The 17,822-nt window shown below is 43.8% G+C and carries 31 protein-coding genes; all 31 read left to right on the top strand.

Annotation, left to right across the window (positions count from 1 at the left end):
• The first annotated feature begins 77 nt into the window (after positions 1 to 77).
• The 31 genes from rplC to MUB35_RS15100 all read left to right on the top strand — a co-directional run bounded on the left by rplC (position 78) and on the right by MUB35_RS15100 (position 17,420).
• Positions 78 to 713 carry a 50S ribosomal protein L3 gene (gene rplC / locus MUB35_RS15250; RefSeq protein WP_033143884.1) on the top strand — a complete coding sequence of 212 codons (636 nt, stop codon included), beginning with the start codon at positions 78 to 80 and terminating at the stop codon, positions 711 to 713.
• 29 nt (positions 714 to 742) lie between these two features.
• Positions 743 to 1,363, top strand: coding sequence for a 50S ribosomal protein L4 (gene rplD / locus MUB35_RS15245; RefSeq protein WP_033143883.1), 621 nt, complete (start codon positions 743 to 745; stop codon positions 1,361 to 1,363).
• Positions 1,363 to 1,662: a 50S ribosomal protein L23 gene (gene rplW / locus MUB35_RS15240; protein WP_033143882.1), complete on the top strand. Its 300-nt coding sequence runs from the start codon at positions 1,363 to 1,365 to the stop codon at positions 1,660 to 1,662. Before rplD ends, rplW begins: the two co-directional genes overlap by 1 nt.
• A 132-nt stretch (positions 1,663 to 1,794) precedes the next feature.
• Positions 1,795 to 2,640, top strand: a complete 846-nt coding sequence (gene rplB / locus MUB35_RS15235; RefSeq protein WP_033143881.1) for a 50S ribosomal protein L2 — start codon at positions 1,795 to 1,797, stop codon at positions 2,638 to 2,640.
• Between the two features lie 14 nt (positions 2,641 to 2,654).
• Positions 2,655 to 2,936: a 30S ribosomal protein S19 gene (gene rpsS / locus MUB35_RS15230; RefSeq protein WP_018597897.1), complete on the top strand. Its 282-nt coding sequence runs from the start codon at positions 2,655 to 2,657 to the stop codon at positions 2,934 to 2,936.
• A gap of 23 nt (positions 2,937 to 2,959) precedes the next feature.
• Entirely contained in the window at positions 2,960 to 3,346 is a 387-nt protein-coding gene (gene rplV / locus MUB35_RS15225; RefSeq protein ID WP_018597898.1) for a 50S ribosomal protein L22, read from the top strand.
• A gap of 11 nt (positions 3,347 to 3,357) precedes the next feature.
• Positions 3,358 to 4,014, top strand: coding sequence for a 30S ribosomal protein S3 (rpsC, locus tag MUB35_RS15220; RefSeq protein WP_033143880.1), 657 nt, complete (start codon positions 3,358 to 3,360; stop codon positions 4,012 to 4,014).
• 2 nt (positions 4,015 to 4,016) lie between these two features.
• On the top strand, positions 4,017 to 4,454 hold the full coding sequence (gene rplP, locus MUB35_RS15215) for a 50S ribosomal protein L16 (RefSeq protein WP_103731980.1): 438 nt from the start codon (positions 4,017 to 4,019) through the stop codon (positions 4,452 to 4,454).
• Entirely contained in the window at positions 4,444 to 4,656 is a 213-nt protein-coding gene (rpmC, locus tag MUB35_RS15210) for a 50S ribosomal protein L29 (RefSeq protein ID WP_033143878.1), read from the top strand. Before rplP ends, rpmC begins: the two co-directional genes overlap by 11 nt.
• Before the next feature lie 16 nt (positions 4,657 to 4,672).
• On the top strand, positions 4,673 to 4,927 hold the full coding sequence (gene rpsQ / locus MUB35_RS15205) for a 30S ribosomal protein S17 (protein WP_033143877.1): 255 nt from the start codon (positions 4,673 to 4,675) through the stop codon (positions 4,925 to 4,927).
• Positions 4,928 to 4,948: 21 nt separating this feature from the next.
• On the top strand, positions 4,949 to 5,317 hold the full coding sequence (rplN, locus tag MUB35_RS15200) for a 50S ribosomal protein L14 (RefSeq protein WP_033143876.1): 369 nt from the start codon (positions 4,949 to 4,951) through the stop codon (positions 5,315 to 5,317).
• A gap of 11 nt (positions 5,318 to 5,328) precedes the next feature.
• Complete coding sequence (rplX, locus tag MUB35_RS15195) at positions 5,329 to 5,640, top strand: 50S ribosomal protein L24 (RefSeq protein ID WP_018597904.1); 312 nt, start codon at positions 5,329 to 5,331, stop codon at positions 5,638 to 5,640.
• A gap of 22 nt (positions 5,641 to 5,662) precedes the next feature.
• Positions 5,663 to 6,202 carry a 50S ribosomal protein L5 gene (rplE, locus tag MUB35_RS15190; protein ID WP_033143875.1) on the top strand — a complete coding sequence of 180 codons (540 nt, stop codon included), beginning with the start codon at positions 5,663 to 5,665 and terminating at the stop codon, positions 6,200 to 6,202.
• Between the two features lie 18 nt (positions 6,203 to 6,220).
• Entirely contained in the window at positions 6,221 to 6,406 is a 186-nt protein-coding gene (locus MUB35_RS15185) for a type Z 30S ribosomal protein S14 (RefSeq protein WP_018597906.1), read from the top strand.
• A 100-nt stretch (positions 6,407 to 6,506) separates the two neighbouring features.
• A complete protein-coding gene (gene rpsH / locus MUB35_RS15180; protein ID WP_033143874.1) occupies positions 6,507 to 6,908 on the top strand; it encodes a 30S ribosomal protein S8 in 402 nt (133 codons plus the stop codon).
• Between the two features lie 223 nt (positions 6,909 to 7,131).
• Positions 7,132 to 7,671, top strand: a complete 540-nt coding sequence (gene rplF, locus MUB35_RS15175) for a 50S ribosomal protein L6 (protein ID WP_033143873.1) — start codon at positions 7,132 to 7,134, stop codon at positions 7,669 to 7,671.
• 17 nt (positions 7,672 to 7,688) lie between these two features.
• Positions 7,689 to 8,057 carry a 50S ribosomal protein L18 gene (rplR, locus tag MUB35_RS15170; protein ID WP_033143872.1) on the top strand — a complete coding sequence of 123 codons (369 nt, stop codon included), beginning with the start codon at positions 7,689 to 7,691 and terminating at the stop codon, positions 8,055 to 8,057.
• A gap of 19 nt (positions 8,058 to 8,076) precedes the next feature.
• The gene (rpsE, locus tag MUB35_RS15165; protein ID WP_033143871.1) at positions 8,077 to 8,586 is read left to right on the top strand and encodes a 30S ribosomal protein S5; all 510 of its coding nucleotides are present in this window, start codon (positions 8,077 to 8,079) and stop codon (positions 8,584 to 8,586) included.
• A gap of 12 nt (positions 8,587 to 8,598) precedes the next feature.
• Positions 8,599 to 8,781, top strand: a complete 183-nt coding sequence (gene rpmD / locus MUB35_RS15160; protein WP_033143870.1) for a 50S ribosomal protein L30 — start codon at positions 8,599 to 8,601, stop codon at positions 8,779 to 8,781.
• A gap of 23 nt (positions 8,782 to 8,804) precedes the next feature.
• On the top strand, positions 8,805 to 9,245 hold the full coding sequence (gene rplO / locus MUB35_RS15155) for a 50S ribosomal protein L15 (protein WP_033143869.1): 441 nt from the start codon (positions 8,805 to 8,807) through the stop codon (positions 9,243 to 9,245).
• Positions 9,245 to 10,561: a preprotein translocase subunit SecY gene (gene secY / locus MUB35_RS15150; protein ID WP_033143868.1), complete on the top strand. Its 1,317-nt coding sequence runs from the start codon at positions 9,245 to 9,247 to the stop codon at positions 10,559 to 10,561. Before rplO ends, secY begins: the two co-directional genes overlap by 1 nt.
• Before the next feature lie 159 nt (positions 10,562 to 10,720).
• Entirely contained in the window at positions 10,721 to 11,365 is a 645-nt protein-coding gene (locus MUB35_RS15145) for an adenylate kinase (RefSeq protein ID WP_244806436.1), read from the top strand.
• Positions 11,366 to 11,368: 3 nt separating this feature from the next.
• The gene (gene map / locus MUB35_RS15140) at positions 11,369 to 12,124 is read left to right on the top strand and encodes a type I methionyl aminopeptidase (RefSeq protein ID WP_033143866.1); all 756 of its coding nucleotides are present in this window, start codon (positions 11,369 to 11,371) and stop codon (positions 12,122 to 12,124) included.
• An 8-nt stretch (positions 12,125 to 12,132) separates the two neighbouring features.
• Positions 12,133 to 12,408: a KOW domain-containing RNA-binding protein gene (locus MUB35_RS15135; RefSeq protein WP_033143865.1), complete on the top strand. Its 276-nt coding sequence runs from the start codon at positions 12,133 to 12,135 to the stop codon at positions 12,406 to 12,408.
• 3 nt (positions 12,409 to 12,411) lie between these two features.
• Complete coding sequence (infA, locus tag MUB35_RS15130) at positions 12,412 to 12,630, top strand: translation initiation factor IF-1 (protein WP_003022750.1); 219 nt, start codon at positions 12,412 to 12,414, stop codon at positions 12,628 to 12,630.
• Positions 12,631 to 13,898: 1,268 nt separating this feature from the next.
• Complete coding sequence (gene rpmJ / locus MUB35_RS15125; protein ID WP_003022746.1) at positions 13,899 to 14,012, top strand: 50S ribosomal protein L36; 114 nt, start codon at positions 13,899 to 13,901, stop codon at positions 14,010 to 14,012.
• Between the two features lie 321 nt (positions 14,013 to 14,333).
• Positions 14,334 to 14,705, top strand: a complete 372-nt coding sequence (gene rpsM, locus MUB35_RS15120; RefSeq protein WP_018595060.1) for a 30S ribosomal protein S13 — start codon at positions 14,334 to 14,336, stop codon at positions 14,703 to 14,705.
• A gap of 96 nt (positions 14,706 to 14,801) precedes the next feature.
• On the top strand, positions 14,802 to 15,194 hold the full coding sequence (gene rpsK, locus MUB35_RS15115; protein WP_018595061.1) for a 30S ribosomal protein S11: 393 nt from the start codon (positions 14,802 to 14,804) through the stop codon (positions 15,192 to 15,194).
• 18 nt (positions 15,195 to 15,212) lie between these two features.
• Positions 15,213 to 15,806 carry a 30S ribosomal protein S4 gene (gene rpsD / locus MUB35_RS15110; protein WP_033143864.1) on the top strand — a complete coding sequence of 198 codons (594 nt, stop codon included), beginning with the start codon at positions 15,213 to 15,215 and terminating at the stop codon, positions 15,804 to 15,806.
• Between the two features lie 26 nt (positions 15,807 to 15,832).
• Positions 15,833 to 16,792, top strand: coding sequence for a DNA-directed RNA polymerase subunit alpha (locus tag MUB35_RS15105; protein ID WP_018595063.1), 960 nt, complete (start codon positions 15,833 to 15,835; stop codon positions 16,790 to 16,792).
• Positions 16,793 to 16,883: 91 nt separating this feature from the next.
• Complete coding sequence (locus tag MUB35_RS15100) at positions 16,884 to 17,420, top strand: bL17 family ribosomal protein (RefSeq protein WP_033143863.1); 537 nt, start codon at positions 16,884 to 16,886, stop codon at positions 17,418 to 17,420.
• Positions 17,421 to 17,822: the final 402 nt, after the last annotated feature.

The following is a 17,822-nucleotide window of genomic DNA, read 5'->3' as shown; positions in this document are numbered from 1 at the left end:
TCTATATTGACTGTTTGTCTAGGATGATTGCACAACACAGTGTAATCCGCTGTAGATTCACAGGAGGTAAAGAAAAAATGAAGAAAGCGATTTTAGCTACCAAAGTCGGAATGACTCAAATCTTCAATGAAGACGGAGTTTTAACTCCCGTAACAGTGCTGCAGGCTGGTCCTTGTGTAGTAACACAGGTTAAGACACAGGATAATGACGGATACAGCGCAGTTCAGGTTGGTTTCGCAGACAAGAGAGAAAACCTTGTCAACAAACCGATGAAAGGACACTTTGACAAAGCTGGTGTTTCCTGCAAGAGATTTGTAAGAGAATTCAAATTAGACGGTGCTGAGGAGATGGCACTGGGCCAGGAAATCAAATGCGATGTTTTTGAAGCTGGCGATAAGATCGACGCTACTGCAATCAGCAAAGGTAAAGGATTCCAGGGCGCTATCAAGAGACACGGACAGTCCAGAGGACCTATGGCTCACGGTTCTAAATATCATCGTCATGCAGGTTCCAACGGTGCAGCATCAGATCCGAGTAAAGTATTCAAGGGCAAAAAGATGCCGGGCCAGATGGGAAATGTAAAAGTTACAGTTCAGAACCTGGAAGTTGTGAAAGTAGATACTGAGAACAACCTGCTTTTAGTTAAAGGAAGCGTTCCGGGACCGAAGAAATCCTTAGTAACAATCAAAGAATCTGTTAAAACCGTGAAATAAAGTTTTTCTGGGAAAGGAGGACCACACAGATGGCAAACGTATCTGTTTATAATATGGAAGGCAAAGAAGTTGGAACAATGGAATTAAACGATGCAGTGTTTGGCGTTGAGATCAACGACCATTTAGTGCATTTAGCTGTTGTTCGTCAGCTTGCAAATAAACGTCAGGGAACTCAGAAGGCGAAAACACGTTCTGAAGTGAGCGGCGGCGGAAGAAAACCGTGGAGACAGAAAGGAACCGGTCATGCTAGACAGGGTTCAACAAGATCTCCGCAGTGGACAGGCGGCGGTGTTGTATTCGCTCCGGTTCCGAGAGATTATGAAATCAAAATGAACAAGAAAGAAAGAAGAGCAGCTCTTAAATCCGCTCTGACAAGCAGAGTACAGGAGAACAAGCTCATCGTTCTTGATGACCTGAAATTAGATGAAGTAAAGACCAAGGCAATGCAGGCAGTTTTAAATAACCTGAATGTTTCCAAAGCAATGGTAGTACTGGCTGACAATGATCAGAACGTAGTATTATCCGCAAGAAACATCCCGGATGTGATCACAGCATTACCGAACACCATTAACGTATATGATGTTCTGAAATACAATACGGTAATCCTGACAAAATCTGCTGTAGCTTCAATTGAGGAGGTATACGCATAATGGCAAACGTACAGTATTATGATGTAATCCTGAAACCGGTTATTACCGAGAAGAGCATGGCTGCTATGGGCGAGAAGAAATATACTTTCTTAGTTCATCCGGAAGCAAACAAGACCATGATCAAAGAAGCTGTTGAGAAAATGTTCGAGGGAGCAAAAGTAAAAACTGTCAACACCATGAATTTAGATGGCAAGACAAAAAGACGCGGAATGACCTTCGGCAAAACAGCAAAAACCAAAAAAGCTGTTGTTACTTTAACAGAGGACAGCAAGGATATCGAAATCTTCGAGGGACTTTAATCAGCCCTTAACCAATAGTAACTAAGCGCAGTCAAGAAAAATTAATCCGATATTTGACTGCCGGCATGAAAACGCCAGGATGCGTTGTGAATAACAATGCTTGCGGCGTGGAGAATGAAAGGAGAGACAGAAATGGGAATTAAATCCTATAGTCCATATACACCTTCCAGAAGACACATGACAGGTTCTGATTTCTCTGAAATCACAACAGCAACACCTGAGAAGTCTCTGGTAGTGTCCTTAAATAAAAACGCTGGACGAAATAATCAAGGTAAAATTACAGTTAGGCACCGTGGTGGCGGCAGCAGAAGAAAATACAGAATCATCGACTTCAAGAGAAGAAAAGATGATATTCCCGGAACAGTAAAAACAATCGAGTACGATCCGAACAGAACTGCAAACATTGCATTAGTTGCATATGCAGATGGTGAGAAAGCATACATCCTTGCTCCGGAAGGATTAAAGGTTGGTATGAAGATCCAGAACGGTGCAAATGCCGAGGTTCGTGTAGGTAACTGCCTGCCTCTGTCTGAGATTCCGGTTGGTACTATGATCCACAACATTGAGCTGTATCCTGGAAAAGGCGGTCAGTTAGTTCGTTCCGCTGGAAACGGTGCACAGTTAATGGCAAAAGAAGGCAAATACGCAACCCTTCGTCTGCCGTCAGGTGAAATGAGAATGGTTCCGATTAACTGCCGCGCTTCTATCGGCGTAGTAGGTAACGGCGAGCACAGCCTTATCAATATTGGTAAAGCAGGACGTAAACGTCACATGGGTATCAGACCTACAGTTCGTGGTTCTGTTATGAACCCGAATGACCATCCGCACGGTGGTGGTGAAGGTAAGACCGGTATCGGCCGTCCGGGTCCGTGTACACCATGGGGCAAACCGGCTCTTGGCTTGAAGACAAGAAAGAAAAACAAACAGTCTAACAAGTATATCGTAAGAAGAAGAGATGGTAAAACATTAGCGAAATAAGGAGGTAAGGCTAAATGGCTCGTTCATTAAAAAAAGGACCGTTCGCAGATGAAAGCTTACTGAAAAAAGTAGACGCTCTGAATGCGGCTGGAAATAAAACAGTTATCAAAACCTGGTCACGTCGTTCTACAATCTTCCCGTCCTTCGTTGGACACACATTCGCTGTCCATGACGGAAGAAAACATGTGCCGGTATATGTAACAGAGGATATGGTTGGTCACAAACTCGGTGAGTTCGTTGCTACCAGAACCTACAGAGGACATGGCAAAGACGAGAAAAAATCAGGTGTTCGTTAATATTTTAGAAGGAGGCTTTTATCATGGCTAAAGGACATAGAAGTCAGATTAAAAGAGCAAGAAATGCTAATAAAGATACAAGACCGTCTGCGAAGATATCCTACGCTAGAATGTCCGTACAGAAAGCATGCTATGTACTGGATGTAATCCGTGGGAAAGACGTTCAGACTGCCCTTGGTATCCTGACATATAACCCAAGATACGCGTCAAGCGTAATCAAGAAATTACTGGAATCAGCAATCGCAAATGCTGAAAACAACAATGGTATGAACCCGGAAAACCTTTATATCGCTGAGTGCTACGCTAACAAAGCTCCGACTATGAAGAGAATCAAACCGAGAGCACAGGGCAGAGCTTACAGGATCGAAAAGAGAAACTGCCACGTTACCGTTGTGTTGGATGAGAGATAAGGAGGACAATCATGGGACAGAAAGTTAACCCACATGGACTGAGAGTCGGCGTTATCAAAGATTGGGATTCCAAATGGTACGCTGAAGGCGACTTCGCTGATAACTTAGTGGAAGATTATAACATCAGGACATTCCTGAAAAAGAAATTATACAGCGCAGGTGTTTCTAAGATTGAAATCGAGAGAGCATCTGACAGAGTAAAAGTGATCATCTATACTGCAAAACCGGGCGTTGTTATCGGTAAAGGCGGTTCTGAGATCGAAAAAGTGAAAGCTGAATTACAGAACTACACAAGCAAAAAACTGATCGTTGATATCAAAGAAGTAAAGAGACCGGACAAAGATGCTCAGTTAGTAGCTGAGAACATTGCATTACAGTTAGAGAACCGTATTTCCTTCCGTCGTGCCATGAAATCTACTATGCAGAGAACCATGAGAGCCGGAGCAAAAGGAATCAAGACTGCTGTATCAGGACGTCTTGGCGGTGCAGATATGGCACGTACAGAGTTCTACAGCGAGGGAAATATTCCGCTGCAGACACTTAGAGCAGATATCGATTACGGTTTCGCTGAAGCAGATACCACCTACGGCAAAGTTGGCGTTAAGGCATGGATCTACAATGGCGAGGTACTTCCAACTAAAGGAACTAAGGAAGGGAGCGATAAATAATTATGTTAATGCCTAAAAGAGTTAAACGTCGTAAACAATTCCGCGGATCCATGAAAGGAAAAGCATTAAGAGGAAATAAAATCAACTACGGTGAGTTCGGCTTAGTATCAACTGAGCCGTGCTGGATCAAATCCAACCAGATTGAGGCAGCCCGTGTTGCTATGACCCGTTACATCAAACGTGGTGGTAAAGTTTGGATCAAGATTTTCCCGGATAAACCAGTAACAGCAAAACCAGCAGAAACACGTATGGGTTCCGGTAAAGGTGCCTTAGAATACTGGGTAGCAGTTGTAAAGCCAGGCAGAGTAATGTTTGAAATCGCAGGTGTGCCGGAAGAGACAGCACGCGAAGCGCTGCGTCTTGCTATGCACAAGTTACCATGTAAATGTAAAATCGTTTCTCGTGCAGACTTAGAAGGCGGTGATAACAGTGAAAATTAAAAATTATGTAGAAGATTTAAAAACAAAATCAGCTGCAGAATTACAGGAAGAATTAGTAGCTGCTAAAAAGGAACTCTTCAATTTGAGATTTCAGAATGCAACCAATCAATTGGACAATACAAGCAGAATCAAAGAGGTTCGCAAAAATATTGCCAGAATTCAGACACTGATTGCCCAGAACAAGGCAAAAGCAGCAGAGTAATAAGGGAGGCATAACCGTGGAAAGAAATCTTAGAAAAACACGTGTTGGTAAAGTTACAAGCAATAAGATGGATAAAACCATCGTTGTAGCGATTGAAGACCACGTTAAACATCCTCTTTACAAAAAAATTGTGAAGAGAACATATAAATTAAAAGCGCATGATGAAGAAAACACATGCAATATCGGTGACACTGTAAAAGTTATGGAAACAAGACCTCTGTCCAAAGACAAGAGATGGAGACTTGTTGAAGTAGTTGAAAGAGCCAAATAATTCGTAAGGAGGAATCCAAGCATGATTCAACAGGAAAGTAGACTTAGAGTCGCTGACAATACAGGTGCAAAAGAAATCCTCTGCATCCGTGTTATGGGTGGTTCTACGAGAAGATATGCTAACATCGGTGATGTGATCGTTGCTACTGTCAAAGATGCAACACCAGGTGGTGTTGTTAAAAAAGGTGATGTTGTAAAAGCCGTTGTTGTTCGTACTAAAAAAGGCGCTCGTCGTAAAGACGGTTCCTACATCAAATTCGATGAGAACGCTGCAGTCATCATCAAGGATGACAAGACTCCGAGAGGAACCCGTATTTTTGGACCAGTAGCCAGAGAGCTTCGTGAGAAACAGTTTATGAAAATTGTTTCCTTAGCTCCCGAAGTATTATAGGAGGTAACCTGATGTCAACATTTAAGATTAAAAAAGGTGATACTGTTAAAGTGATCGCCGGTAAAGATAAAGACAAAGAAGGAAAAGTAATCTCTGTTAATCCGAAAAAAGGTGCTGTTCTGGTTGAAGGCGCAAACATGGTAACAAAGCACACAAAACCTTCCATGGCTAATCAGCAGGGCGGTATTGTTGAGAAGGAAGCTTGGCTGGATGTATCTAACGTTATGTTAGTACACGAAGGCAAAGCTACCAGAGTCGGCTTCAAGATGGAAGGCGACAAGAAAGTGCGTTTCGCCAAAGCTACAGGCAAAGTAATCGATTAATTAGAGAGGAGGCCATTTTAAAGTGAGCAGACTGAGAGAAGTATACAAAAATGAGATCGTAGACGCTATGGTCAAAAAGTTTGGTTATAAAAATATCATGGAAGTGCCGAAACTCGACAAAATCGTTGTGAACATGGGTGTAGGCGAAGCAAAGGAAAACGCAAAACTGTTAGATGCAGCTGTAGCTGACATGGAACTGATCACAGGTCAGAAAGCTGTAACAACAAAAGCAAAAAACTCCATTGCTAACTTCAAACTCCGTGAAGGCATGCCGATCGGTTGTAAAGTAACTCTGAGAGGCGAAAAAATGTATGAATTTGCTGATCGCCTTATCAACTTAGCACTGCCTCGAGTACGTGACTTCCGCGGCGTTAACCCTAACGCATTTGATGGAAGAGGTAACTATGCACTCGGTATCAAAGAGCAGTTAATTTTCCCGGAAGTGGAATACGATAAAGTCGATAAAGTAAGAGGTATGGACATCATTTTCGTTACAACTGCTAAAACAGACGAAGAAGCCCGCGAATTATTGACATTATTTAACATGCCATTTGCAAAGTAATTATAGGAGGGAAAATTCATGGCTAAAACAGCAATGAAATTAAAACAGCAGCGTAAACAGAAATTCTCTTCAAGAGAATACAATCGTTGCAGAATTTGTGGCCGTCCACATGCTTACTTGAGAAAATACGGAATCTGCAGAATCTGCTTCCGTGAATTAGCATACAAAGGCCAGATTCCGGGAGTGAAAAAAGCTTCCTGGTAGGCATTGAATATTTAGCGAGCGCAAGCCGCGGACTAAAAGTATCTAATCAGTTCATCCGCCTGGGCGGATATGGGATAAAGAATAGAAGGAGGAAACTCTAATGACAATGAGCGATCCAATTGCAGATATGCTTACAAGAATCCGTAATGCAAATACTGCAAAACATGATACAGTAGATGTTCCGGCATCTAAAATGAAACTTGCTATTGCCGATATCCTGGTAAAAGAGGGATATATCGCAAAATACGACGTTCTGGAAGACGGCGCATTCAAGACCATCCGTATCACCTTAAAATACGGTGCAGACAAGAATGAAAAGATCATTACAGGCCTGAAAAGAATTTCCAAACCGGGCTTACGTGTATACGCAGGCAGCCAGGAGATTCCGAGAGTTCTGGGCGGACTGGGTATTGCAATCCTGTCCACAAACCAGGGTGTTATCACAGATAAAGAAGCAAGAAAGCTGCACGTTGGCGGCGAGGTATTAGCATTCGTATGGTAGGCTGAAAGCAACTTAGTGAAGTCGAGCCGTAAGGCGAAAACTGAACTTAGTGCGAAGCCGTTCGCGAACCTTAACGAATCCGAGCCGCAGGCGACAGATGAGTTTAGTTGAGCGAACATACCCCTTCTTTACGGAACGGGGATACTGTGTAGATAGAGATACTGAAAACAGAAGGGAACCATAATAGGCCCTTCCGAAAATTTAAGTAAGGAGGATAACAGGTATGTCACGTATTGGAAGACAGCCAGTAGCTGTTCCGGCAGGCGTAGAAGTTAAAATTGCTGAGAACAATTTTGTGACCGTAAAAGGCGCAAAGGGAACACTTGAGAAAGCGTTACCGACAGAGATGTCAATCAAATTAGAGGATGGTCAGGTAGTCGTTACAAGACCAAATGATTTAAAGAAAATGAAATCTTTACACGGTTTAACAAGAACACTGATCCAGAACATGGTGATCGGTGTAAGCCAGGGATATGAAAAAACTCTGGAAGTTAACGGTGTAGGTTATAAAGCTGCAAAACAGGGTAAGAAACTGGTTCTCTCCTTAGGATACTCACATCCGGTAGAGATGGAAGACCCAGAAGGACTGGAATCTTCTGTAGATGGTAATAAAATCATCGTAAAAGGAATCGATAAAGAAAAAGTTGGCCAGTACGCTGCTGAAATCAGAGATAAGAGAAGACCGGAGCCATACAAAGGTAAAGGTATTAAGTATGCTGATGAAGTTATCAGACGTAAAGTTGGTAAAACTGGTAAGAAATAATTAAGGAGAGTGTAAAAATGGTTAGTAAAGTATCAAGAGCGAAAGTTCGCGCAAAAAAACATAGAAGATTACGTAATCATCTGAGCGGCACCGCTACAACTCCACGTTTAGCAGTTTTCCGCAGCAATAATCATATGTATGCTCAAATTATTGACGATACCGTTGGAAAAACTCTGGTTTCCGCTTCTACCACTCAGAAAGAGGTAAAAGCTGAATTGGAAAAAACCAATAACGTTGATGCTGCAGCATATTTAGGAACTGTGATCGGTAAGAAAGCTATCGAAGCAGGCATCAAAGAGGTTGTCTTTGACAGAGGCGGCTTTATATATCACGGAAAAATTCAGGCATTAGCAGACGCAGCACGTGAAGCTGGGTTAGAATTCTAATAAGGGAGGAAATGAACACATGAAACGTTCTATCATTGATGCTAGTCAGTTAGAATTAGAAGAAAAAGTAGTGTCAATCAAGCGTGTAACAAAGGTTGTTAAAGGTGGTCGTAACTTCCGTTTCACAGCTTTAGTTGTTGTAGGTGACGGCAATGGTCACGTAGGCGCTGGATTAGGAAAGGCAGCCGAGATTCCCGAAGCTATCCGCAAGGGAAAAGAGGATGCTATGAAGAAACTTGTTACAGTAGCAAGAGACGAAAACGGAAGTATTACCCATGACTTCATCGGAAAATTTGGAAGCGCTGAGATGCTGCTGAAGAAAGCTCCGGAAGGTACCGGTGTTATCGCCGGCGGCCCGGCCCGTGCGGTAATCGAGCTTGCAGGTATCAAAAACATCCGTACAAAATGTATGGGTTCCCGTAACAAACAGAACGTAGTTCTGGCTACCATCGCAGGTTTAAGTCAGTTAAAGACTCCGGAAGAAGTAGCAAAACTTCGTGGAAAATCTGTTGACGAGATTTTTGCGTAGGAGGATTGAAAAATGGCAGATAAATTAAGAATCACTCTGGTGAAATCTACAATCGGTGCTGTTCCGAAAAACAGAAAAACAGTAGAAGCTTTAGGTTTAAGAAAACTGAACAAGACAGTGGAAATGCCTGACAATGCAGCCGTTCGCGGTATGATCCAGCAGGTAAGACACTTAGTGAAAGTAGAAGAAATCTAATCATTGAAGAAGGAGGTGCAGTCATGGATTTATCAAATTTAAAACCAGCTGAAGGCTCCAGACAGAGCGATAACTTCAGAAGAGGCCGTGGCCACGGTTCAGGAAACGGTAAGACCGCAGGTAAAGGCCATAAAGGACAGAAAGCCCGTTCCGGAGCTAAGAGACCGGGATTTGAAGGTGGACAGATGCCTTTATACAGAAGACTTCCTAAGAGAGGCTTCAAATGCAGAAACTCTAAAGACATCGTAGCGATCAATGTCAGCGAGTTAAACAGATTCGAGGATGGAGCAGAGGTAACACCGGCAGCTTTACTGGCATCCGGAGCTATTTCCCGTCTTGGCGACGGCGTTAAAATCCTCGGAAGTGGTGAAATCACAAAGAAGGTTAACTTAAAGGTTAACGCTGTAAGCGAAACCGCTAAAACTAAAATCGAAGCTGCAGGTGGAACAGTCGAGGTGATTTAATGCTTGAGACTCTTAGGAACGCTTTTAAAATAAAAGATGTAAGACGTCGAATTTACTATGTATTGTTAATGCTGGTTGTTGTCCGGATTGGCTCTCAGCTGCCAATTCCGGGCGTAGACAGGGACTTTTTTAAGAACCTGTTTGCAAGCCAGTCTAATGATGCGTTCAATTTCTTCAATGCATTTACAGGCGGTTCATTTGAACAGATGTCTATCTTTGCGTTGAGTATTACGCCATATATCACATCATCTATCATCATTCAGCTTCTGACAATTGCAATTCCCAAATTGGAAGAAATGCAGCGTGACGGTGAGGAGGGCAGGAAGAAAATGACTGCCATCACCCGTTATCTGACTGTAGGTCTGGCTCTGTTCCAGTCTGTAGCCATGGTGATCGGCTTCGGTAACCGCGGCTGGCTGACAGAGATGAACTTCACCAGCATTGTTGTTGCAGTAGTGACCTTAACCGGCGGTTCTGCAATGCTGATGTGGATCGGTGAACAGATCACTGAAAAAGGTGTGGGAAATGGTATCTCTATCGTCCTGATGATCAACATTGTATCCAGGATTCCAAGCGACCTGGCTTCCCTGTTCGAGAAATTCGTAAAAGGGAAAACCATCGCAAGAGGCGGCCTGGCAGCTATCATTATCATGGCAATCATTATAGTGGTAGTGGTACTTGTACTTATCCTGAACGGTGGAGAGCGGAAGATTCCGGTCCAGTATTCCAAGAAGATGGTAGGAAGAAAAATGATGGGCGGACAGTCCAGTGCGATTCCTCTGAAGGTGAACACTGCAGGTGTTATTCCCATTATCTTCGCATCCTCCCTTATGTCTTTCCCGGTAGTCATCGCGAGCTTCCTGGGTAAAGGCGGCGGTACAGGAATCGGAAGCAAGATTTTAAAAGGTCTGACTTCAAGCAACTGGTTCAACCCGAATGAGCCTCTTTATTCCATTGGTCTGGTTGTTTACATCGTACTTGTTATTTTCTTTGCTTATTTCTATACATCCATCACCTTCAACCCGATGGAAGTTGCGGATAATATGAAAAAACAGGGCGGTTTCATTCCGGGTATCCGTCCGGGTAAACCGACACAGGAATATCTGGAAAAAATCTTAAGTTACATTATCTTCATCGGTGCCACAGGTCTGGTCATTGTTGCCGTTATCCCATTCTTCTTTAATGGTGTGTTCGGTGCAAATGTTTCTTTCGGCGGTACATCCATCATCATCGTGGTGGGCGTTGTCCTGGAGACGATCAAGCAGGTTGAGTCCCGTATGCTGGTTCGTAACTACAAGGGATTTTTAAGTGAATAAGCTTATATGATTTAAGTGTACCCACTTTTGTGGGTGCACTAAAATGCTATATAAGGACACACACCCTGATTGGGGTCTGGGCAGCGATCCGTGGGCTATGATTCCGCGCTTATACTTTAAGGCGGAATGCGGATTGAAATACGAAAGGGGAAGAGAAGTATGAAGATTATTATGTTAGGCGCACCGGGGGCAGGAAAAGGAACACAGGCGAAGAAAATTGCGGAGAAGTATCAGATTCCGCATATCTCCACAGGTGATATTTTCCGTGCCAACATCAAGAACGGAACAGAGCTGGGTAAAAAGGCTAAGACCTATATGGATCAGGGCCTGCTGGTTCCGGATGAATTAGTAGTGGACCTGGTAGTGGACAGAGTGGCACAGGATGACTGTGAAAATGGTTATGTGCTGGATGGATTCCCCAGAACAATTCCCCAGGCAGAGAGCCTGGACGCAGCGCTGGCTAAAATGGGTCAGAAGGTGGATTTTGCCATTGACGTGGATGTTCCGGATGAGAACATTGTAAACCGTATGTCCGGCAGAAGAGCGTGTGTAGGATGCGGCGCTACTTACCATATCAAGTACAATCCTCCGAAAACAGAGGATGTATGTGATATCTGCGGTGAGAAACTGATTCTGAGAGATGATGATCAGCCGGAGACTGTTTTAAAACGTCTCACAGTATATCATGACCAGACACAGCCCCTGATTGACTACTATACCAAGTCCGGTATATTAAAACAGGTTGACGGAACCGTCGATATGGAAGATGTGTTCCAGGCAATCGTCAAAATATTAGGAGCGTAAAAAATGTCAGTATCGATAAAAACTGCCAATGAAATTGAACTTATGAGGGAGGCCGGAAGGCTTCTGGAGAAGGTACACGACGAGCTGAGGGATTTTATCCGTCCGGGTATTTCTACCCTCGACATTGACCAGTATGGAGAAAAGCTTATCCGTCAGATGGGCTGTATACCGAATTTCCTGAACTATAATGGATATCCGGCATCTATCTGTGTCTCTGTCAACGATGAGGTGGTACACGGAATTCCGCGTAAGGACCACATTCTCCAGGATGGGGATATTGTGAGTCTGGACGCCGGGCTGATCTACAAAGGATATCATTCAGACGCGGCACGTACCCATGCGGTGGGTGAGATCGCGCCGGAGGCGCAGAAACTCATTGATGTGACCAGACAGAGTTTCTTTGAAGGAATCAAGTATGCCAGGGCAGGACAGCATTTATATGAAATCTCCGCAGCCATCGGTGCATATGCAGAGAAGTTCGGATACGGTGTAGTCAGGGATTTGGTCGGACATGGAATCGGCACAAGCCTGCACGAAGACCCGCAGATACCGAATTTCCGTCAGAAGCGCAGAGGGCTGAGACTTCAGGCAGGTATGACTCTTGCGATTGAACCGATGATTAATGAAGGCAGAGCCGATGTGGTTTGGCTGGATGATGACTGGACCGTGGTGACAGAAGATGGTTCTCTGTCAGCCCACTATGAAAATACCATTCTCATCACAGACGGCGATCCTGAAATACTGACCTTGAGTGAGTAGGTGGACCTATGAGCGAGGTGAGAGCAGGAATGGCAGCGGTTTCCATGGCTGGCCATGATACCGGCAGATATTATATCATCGTCAGAGCGGAGGACGGATATGTCTATCTGGCTGACGGAACGCTTAGGACTTGTGAGCATCCCAAGAAGAAGAAAATGAGGCATGTCCAGATCAACCGCAGGATTTCCCCGGAGATTGAGAGTATTCTCAGTGAAGGCGGGGAATGGAAGAATGAAACTATCAAGAGAGTTGTAAAAGAATATAGAAGGAAACAGGAGGTTTGATATATGTCAAAGGCAGATGTTATTGAAGTAGAAGGAACGGTACTGGAGAAGTTGCCGAACGCTATGTTTAAGGTGGAACTGGAGAATAAACATGTGATTCTGGCGCACATCAGCGGGAAACTGAGGATGAATTTCATCAGGATTCTTCCGGGAGATAAGGTGACGATTGAGATGTCACCGTATGATCTGAGTAAGGGCAGGATTATCTGGAGAGACAAATAAGAGTTTTGGTTGATATTGGTTGTTGGTTTTATGAAGGGGATGCGGGCTGCTTTGCGGAGTGGGAGGCATCTCCTTTTTTTGGTTTAAGGCGGGGATTTTAAAGGCGGACGTGAAACAGGGATGCGGCGGGGGCGGAGGTGGGAATGGGGTGAGCGGCGCACTGCGCCTGTCAGGGAGCTAACCTGCTCCCATACACTAAATTCGTCAGCAAGGGCTTCCTCATTAAGTGTCTGGGGCAGGTGGATCTCCCAGACGCTCCGTGAAACGCCGCTCACCCCATTCCCACCTCCGCCCCCGCCGCATCCCTGTTTCACTGGTGTTCTCTTTCCGCGGATATGTTTTTATCTATGGAGGTGCCTTATTGCTGTACAGACTGGTGGAAAAGGTTTTCTATCCGGTATGCCTATAGGATTCGATGAAACTTGCTATTTAGTAGGTAAATAGGTGAGGTAAAATCTGGTTTTGGCGGTAAAATACCTATAGGACTCAATGAAATTTGCCATTTAGTAGGTAAATAAGTGAGGTAAAATCTGGTTTTGGCGGTAAAATACCTATAGGATTCACTGAAACTTGCCTTTAAGTAGGTAAATGGGTGAGGTAAGACCTTGCTTTTGGTGCCAAAATATCTATAGGATTCATTGAATCTTGTATTTTAGTAGGTAAATGGGTGAGGGATGCCCCGGTTTTGGTGTTAAATTACCTATAGGTTTCAATGAATCATTGAATTTAGTAGGTAGTTGGGGGAGATACGCCTTTTTTCTCAAAGATATCCTATAATTTTTGGAGATATAGTTGAGGTTATTTCTATTATGGTGGATGTGCTCTGATAGGCAGCCTCAATACATTCTTCCCTGTTTTCATACAAATCTGCTATTGAGAATAAAAATGAGCATTCATTGAGCCTTTCGGTGTCTAAAAACAGCCGGAGGCGGTCCTGGGGTTCCCCGGGCGGGCGTTTAAGAGCGGGTAGAGAAGCTTACAAGATCCACACGTTAGCAAGCACTTAGTGAAGAGCCCTAAGGCGATGAACTTAGTGCGGGTTACGTGTTAGCTTGGAAGTTCTCTGCTCTCGTTCGCCCGGGGAACCCCAGGACCGCCTCCGGCGTCCGCTTTGCCTGCAAATATAGCATTTTAAAGATAAGCAGAATTTTTTTGAAAAAGTGCTTGCATTCTTGCAACGACAGTGTTATCATTAAAAACGTACTTTTGTGCTCGTACGTGGACTTTTTATGCCCATGTGCAGAGAAATTCAGAAAGGAGGGTTATCCGTGAAGGTAAGATCATCTGTAAAACCGATTTGCGAAAAATGCAAAGTTATCAAGAGAAAAGGCAGTATCAGAATTATCTGTGAAAACCCGAAACACAAACAGCGTCAGGGTTAAGCATGGAACTCTAAAAGAATGCTGTTTTTTGGCATGAAATTTGAGATGCGTGTTTAAACGATGTGATTTGTGTGAATTATTTTAGTGCGGCTGCAGTATGAAACGCGCGGTTGCGTTGTTCGTACTGATTAAATATAGTAATATATCACGTTTGTCGTCCTGCCGAGAGGGCGATTACAGAATATTGCTTAATACCGTCGCTCTGCCGTGACGGAAAGGCTGCGTAAAATTTTATTTTGCGGCTGGATGCATAGAGACCCGTCATTTTTATGTATCCCAATTAGGAACAATATTTTTTAAGAACAATGGAGGAACAAATACATGGCTCGTATAGCTGGTGTAGACTTACCAAGAGAAAAACGTGTTGAAATTGGTCTGACTTATATCTACGGAATTGGTAGAACAAGTGCTGACCGTATCTTAGTAGAGGCAGGAGTAAACCCTGACACTCGCTGCAGGGATTTAACTGACGAAGAAGTAGGAAAGATTCGTGATGCAATCGATGAACTGAATATCGCTGTAGAGGGTGATCTGAGAAGAGAAATCGCTCTGAACATCAAGAGATTACAGGAAATCGGATGCTACAGAGGAATCCGCCACAGAAAAGGACTTCCGGTTCGCGGACAGAAGACTAAGACAAATGCAAGAACCAGAAAAGGCCCGAAGAGAACTGTTGCTAACAAGAAGAAATAATTTATGACAAGAGAGAGTTCGCAGTGCGTACTTTCTGCAGTCAATATAAGAAACATGATAATTTTTGATTAAGTGAGAAAGTAGGTTAGTTTAAAAATGGCTAAAGTTACAAAAAAAGTGACAAAAAAGCGTATTAAGAAAAACGTTGAACGCGGACAGGCACATATCCAGTCATCTTTCAACAATACAATCGTAACATTGACAGATGCTGAAGGAAATGCTTTATCATGGGCAAGTGCCGGTGGTCTGGGATTTAAAGGTTCAAGGAAATCTACTCCGTATGCAGCACAGATGGCTGCAGAGACTGCTACAAAAGCAGCGTTAGTTCATGGTCTGAAGACTGTTGACGTTTTTGTAAAAGGACCGGGATCAGGAAGAGAAGCAGCAATCCGTGCGCTCTCAGCTTGTGGTCTGGAAGTTACAAGCATTCGCGACGTAACACCGGTTCCCCACAACGGATGCCGTCCACCAAAACGTAGAAGAGTCTAATTAGGAGGTTAAGAAATCATGGCAGTAAATAGAGTACCGGTTCTGAAAAGATGTAGATCCCTGGGTCTGGATCCTGTATATTTAGGAATTGACAAGAAATCCACCAGACAGTTAAGAAGAGCAAACAGAAAAATGTCTGAGTACGGACTTCAGTTAAGAGAAAAACAGAAAGCTAAATTCATCTACGGCGTTCTGGAGAAACCTTTCCGTAACTACTACGTAAAGGCTGACCAGAAACAGGGTCAGACAGGTGAAAACCTGATGATCATGCTGGAGACACGTCTGGACAATGTTATCTTCCGTATGGGATTCGCAAGAACCAGAAGAGAAGCAAGACAGATCGTTGACCATAAACATGTAATGGTAAACGGCAAACAGGTAAACATTCCGTCTTACCTGGTAAAAGCCGGAGACACAATCGAAATCAAAGAAAAATGCAAATCTTCTCAGAGATATAAAGACGTTCTGGAAGCAACAGGCGGACGTCTTGTACCGGCTTGGTTAGATGTTGACCAGGAAAATCTGAAAGGTGAAGTAAAAGCACTTCCGACAAGAGAGGAAATCGACGTTCCTGTTGACGAGATGTTAATCGTCGAGTTGTATTCTAAGTAATATGCACGTAGCAAGGAGGGCTTTGCATGTTCGATTTTAACAAACCCAAAATTCAAATCACAGAAATGTCTGATGATAAGAGATATGGGAAATTCGTGGTGGAACCACTGGAGCGAGGATATGGTATCACTCTCGGCAACTCTTTAAGAAGAATCATGCTTTCTTCTTTACCGGGTGCTGCAGTGAGCCAGGTCAAGATTGACGGTGTTCTGCACGAATTCAGTTCGATTCCGGGTGTGAAAGAGGATGTGACACAAATCATCATGAATCTGAAAAACCTGGCAATCAAGAACACAAGCGACAGCACAGAACCCAAGACAGCTTATATCGAGTTTGAAGGCGAAGGTGTTGTCACAGGCGCAGATATCCAGGTTGACCAGGATATCGAAGTCCTGAACCCAGAACAGGTAATTGCCACCTTAAACGGCGGCACAGGATGCAAATTCAATGCAGAACTGACAATTACCAAGGGTCGCGGATATGTCAGCGCTGACAAAGGAAAAACAGACGATATGCCGATTGGTGTGATTGCTGTTGATGCAATTTATACTCCGGTAGAGCGTGTGAACATGACTGTTGAAAATACCCGTGTCGGTCAGGTTACTGACTTTGACAAACTGACACTGGATATTTACACCAATGGTACCCTGGACGCCGATGAGGCAGTCAGCCTTGCGGCTAAAGTACTGAGCGAGCATTTAAGCCTCTTTATTGATCTTTCTGAAAGTGCAAAGACTGCAGAAGTCATGATTGAGAAGGAAGATGACGAGAAGGAAAAAGTTCTGGAGATGAACATCGATGAACTTGAGTTATCCGTTCGTTCCTACAACTGCTTAAAACGTGCTGGTATCAATACAGTAGAAGAACTTTGCAACCGTACTTCTGAAGATATGATGAAAGTCCGTAACCTGGGACGCAAATCTCTGGAAGAAGTGCTTGCGAAGCTGAAAGAATTGGGCTTACAGTTAAATCCCAGCGAGGAGTAAGCCTCTGATAAGAATTTATGGGCAAAAAGCTATATGTCAGTAAGACCGAAGAAGCATGGCATATGGTTCCACAAATGGAGGAAATATTGAGATGGCAAAATATAGAAAATTAGGCAGAACATCTGACCAGAGAAAAGCATTACTGAGAAGCCAGGTGACAAACCTGTTATATCACGGTAAAATCGTTACCACTGAGACCAGAGCAAAAGAAGTTCGCAAAATTGCTGACGGACTGATTGCTATGGCAGTGAAAGAAAAAGACAACTTTGAGACAGTTAAAGTTATGGCAAAAGTTCCGCGCAAAGATGCTGACGGAAAGAGAGTAAAAGAAGTTGTTGATGGTAAGAAAGTTACCGTATATGACGAAGTGGAAAAGGAGATCAAAAAAGATGCTCCTTCCAGATTACATGCAAGAAGACAGATGCTGAAGGTTTTCTATCCGATTAAGGAAGTTCCGGCTGCAGCTGCTGGTAAGAAGAAAAATACCAAAGAAGTGGACATGGTAGACAAAATGTTTACTGAGATCGCTCCGAAATATGTTGACCGTAATGGTGGTTATACTCGTATCATCAAGATCGGACCGCGTAAGGGCGATGCTGCTATGGAAGTGGTATTGGAGTTAGTTTAATATGAGTGTTGGGCCTCCGGGGGAACCTGGGGGCCTTTTTTTGTATGATGAAGGGGACGGGGAACCCGCGGCAGGGAGCAGCCCTGTGGTATCCTGTGAACGGTGCACTGCGCTTGCCAGGGAGCTAACCTGCTCTCAGTCGCTAAATTCGTCAGCAGAGGCTTCCTCATTAAGCGTCTGAGGCAGGTGGATCTCCCAGGCGCTCCGTGAACACCGTTCACAGGATACCACAGGGCTGCTCCCTGCCGCGGGTTCCCCTGAGAGCGTCATGCGGGAAAAAAAGGTTACTGTTCAGAGGTATGCATAAGTCATTGTAAAAAATGACGAAATTTATTTTTTTATTTTGTGGATAACCATTCGCGGCAGGAAAAACTGTGTTTATAGTTTTTCCTGCTGTTCTTT

Origin of the sequence: Blautia sp. NSJ-175 (genome assembly GCF_022867815.1) — a bacterium.
Classification (GTDB): Bacteria; Bacillota; Clostridia; order Lachnospirales; family Lachnospiraceae; genus Blautia; species Blautia celeris.
This window is presented reverse-complemented; position numbering and strand designations above follow the sequence as displayed.